The organism is Falsiroseomonas oryziterrae, assembly GCF_021864505.1.
Lineage (GTDB): Bacteria > Pseudomonadota > Alphaproteobacteria > Acetobacterales > Acetobacteraceae > Falsiroseomonas > Falsiroseomonas oryziterrae.
Map to the genome: position 1 here is coordinate 1 of NZ_JAKJIB010000451.1, position 2,581 is coordinate 2,581.

The 2,581-nt window shown below is 73.8% G+C and carries 4 protein-coding genes; 3 read left to right on the top strand and 1 reads right to left on the bottom strand.

Annotated elements, in window-relative coordinates; genetic code table 11:
• Positions 1 to 378 (top strand): NAD-binding protein (locus L2I40_RS21765; protein WP_237217344.1); only part of this gene is annotated, 378 nt, incomplete at its 5' end.
• Positions 379 to 423: 45 nt separating this feature from the next.
• Here the strand turns inward: L2I40_RS21765 and L2I40_RS21770 are convergent.
• Positions 424 to 1,404, bottom strand: a complete 981-nt coding sequence (locus L2I40_RS21770; RefSeq protein WP_237217347.1) for a Bug family tripartite tricarboxylate transporter substrate binding protein — start codon at positions 1,402 to 1,404, stop codon at positions 424 to 426.
• A gap of 160 nt (positions 1,405 to 1,564) precedes the next feature.
• Between L2I40_RS21770 and L2I40_RS21775 the strand changes: the two genes are divergently transcribed.
• Together L2I40_RS21775 and L2I40_RS21780 are read left to right on the top strand one after the other, a co-directional pair.
• Positions 1,565 to 2,095 (top strand): MarR family winged helix-turn-helix transcriptional regulator, encoded by a 531-nt coding sequence (locus L2I40_RS21775; protein WP_237217349.1) that lies wholly within the window; start codon positions 1,565 to 1,567, stop codon positions 2,093 to 2,095.
• The coding region (locus tag L2I40_RS21780) for a Bug family tripartite tricarboxylate transporter substrate binding protein (RefSeq protein ID WP_272910999.1) at positions 2,095 to 2,581 on the top strand (487 nt) is incomplete at its 3' end. The genes L2I40_RS21775 and L2I40_RS21780, both read left to right, overlap by 1 nt.

The following is a 2,581-nucleotide window of genomic DNA, read 5'->3' on the forward strand; positions in this document are numbered from 1 at the left end:
CGCGCCGGCGCCGAGGCGCTGCGCGGTGCCGGCGTGCCGGTGATCTGGGGCGACGCCACGCGGCCCGAGGTGCTGGAGGCGGCGGGAATCGCGCGGGCCGGCCTGCTTGTCGTGGCGCTCCCCGGCGCCGTCGAGGCGCGCGCCGTGCTGACGCTGGCCAAGGCGGCGAACCCGACGATCCATGCCGTCGTGCGCACCCATTCCGACGAGGAGGCGGCGCTGCTCGAGGCGGAGGAGGCGGTCGGCCTGGTGATGATGGGCGAGCGCGAAGTGGCGCTCGGGATGGCGGAATATGCGCTTCGCCGGCTCGGCGTGCCGCTTGCCGCGGCGCAGGCGACAGCCGACACGATCCGCGGTCGGCCGGGCGAAGCGACCTAGCCGGTGGCGGCGGGACGCGTCCCGCCGCCACCGGCGTCGTTCAGGTCAGCTCACCACGATGTTGAACTGGCGCGCCACGGTGGTCCATTCGGCGATCTCCTGGCGCATCAGCGCCACGAAGGCATCGCCGGTCGGCGCCGGGCTGCGCGGCAGCGTCTGCAGCGAGCTGAAGCGCTCCATCAGCTCCGGCCGCTGCAGGATCGGCGGCGTGATCTCGGTCAGGCGCTGCACGATCGGGGCGGGCAGGCCCTTCGGTGCCGACAGGCCGAGCCACTGCGCGGAGGTCAGCTTGGGGAAGCCGAGCTCGGCGAAGGTCGGGATGTTCGGGAAGGCCGGCAGGCGCTGCGGCGAGGACACCGCGAGGGCGCGGAGCGAGCCCTCGCGCAGCTGCTGCACGTTGGTGGTGATCGGGTCGATCATGCTCTCGATGTTGCGGGCCAGCACGTCCTGCATCGCGGGCGCGCTGCCGGCATAGGGCACGTGGTCGAGGTTCGGCGCGCGCGCCTCGGCCGAGAGCATCGCGCCCAGCAGGTGCGGCGCCGAGCCGATGCCGGAGGAGCCGAAGCGGACCGGGCGCGTGCGCGCGGCGGTGACGTACTGCTCGAGCGTCTGGAAGGGGCTGTCGGCGCGGACGAGGATGATGTTCGGCGCCTCGACCAGGTGCACCATGTGGGTGAAGTCGTTGATCGGGTCGAAGGGCAGCGTCGGGCGGGTCGCGGTGGCGAAGACATGCACCGAGGCGTGGCTGACGAGCAGCGTGTAGCCGTCGGCCGGCGACTTCGCGACGTTGTCGGTCCCGATCACGCCGCCGGCGCCGGCGCGGTTCTCGACCACCACGGACTGGCCGAGCGCGGCGGCGAGCTGCGGCGCGAGCAGGCGGGAGACGGTGTCCACCAGGCCACCCGGGGGGAACTGGGCGACGAGGCGGATGGAGCGGTTGGGCCAGGCGCCCTGCGCCAGCGAGAGGGAGGGCTTTGCGAGCGCGCCGGCGGCGGCGAGCCCGAACAGGTGGCGACGATTCAGCATGGCTGCGCTCCGAGTGGTCAGGCGGGGAGCAATCTGCGCATCTCGCGGGCATCTGCGTGCCGGCGATGACGACCTGCTGCTCTCCTGCCCGCTTCGGGAGCAAGGAGCGTGCCGCGCGCTGGCCTTGCCGCCGCAGATGATCATATTTATGATCATAAATATGACGATTAGCCCCCCCTTGCCGGCCGGCGTCCCGCCGGTCCACCACCGCCCGCTGCACCTGGTCCGCCGGCTGCAGCAGATCGGCGCGGCCCTGCTCGCCGAGACGTTGCGCCCGCACGGGCTCTTCGGGCTCGAATACGGGGTGCTGGCGACCCTCGCCGAGGAACCCGGCATCGACCAGCGCCGACTCGCGGAGGCGATGGGCGTGGACCGCAACAGCGCCGGCCAGATGGTCGAGGCGCTGGAGGCGCGCGGCCTGCTGACCCGGGAGGTGGACCCTGCCGACCGGCGCGCGCGGGTGCTGCGCCTGACCGCCTCCGGCGTCGCGCTCCGCAATGCCGTCAGGCCGGCGATGCTTTCCGTCAATGCCCGTCTCGTGGAGCCGCTGCCGCAGGCCGAGCGGGACGCCTTCCTCTCGATGCTGCTGCGCGTGGTGGATCACCACGAGGCGCTCGCACGGCCCGGCGCGGGCCGCCGGCCGCGTGGCGCGGCGAGATCCGCCACCAGACCCGCCGAAGGAGCCGCGTGATGCGCCTTGCCCGCCGAAGCCTGCTCGCCGCCGGCCTCAGCCTCCCCGCGCTCGGCGCCGTCGCGGAAGAGTGGCCGAGCCGCCCGATCCGCATGATCGCGCCGCTCCCGCCCGGTTCCCTGCCCGACATCACGATGCGGCTCTTCGCAGACGGGCTGGCGCGCCGGCTCGGCCAACCCGTGGTGCCGGACAACCGGCCCGGCGGCGAGGGCGTGGTGGCGGTCGCCGCCTTCCTGAACCTGAACGACGATCACCGGCTGTTCTTCTCCTTCGCCGGCCCGGTGACGGTGAACCCGCTCACCATCGAGCGGCTGCCCTACGACCCGTCGCATCTCGTGCCGCTGTCCACCGCCGCGCTCGACTACATCGCGGTGCTGGGTGCACCCGACCTGCCGGCAGCCGACCTGCGCGCGGCGGTCGCGCTGGCCCGCGCCCGGCCCGGCACGCTGGCCTGGGCGGCGGCGCCCGGCGCGATCGGCTTCGCCT

Bases quoted from the DNA above. Each gene is read 5' to 3' on its own strand.
- L2I40_RS21775 (WP_237217349.1), top strand. From the start codon at position 1,565: ATGACGATTAGCCCCCCCTTGCCGGCCGGCGTCCCGCCGGTCCACCAC.
- L2I40_RS21770 (WP_237217347.1), bottom strand. From the start codon at position 1,404: ATGCTGAATCGTCGCCACCTGTTCGGGCTCGCCGCCGCCGGCGCGCTC.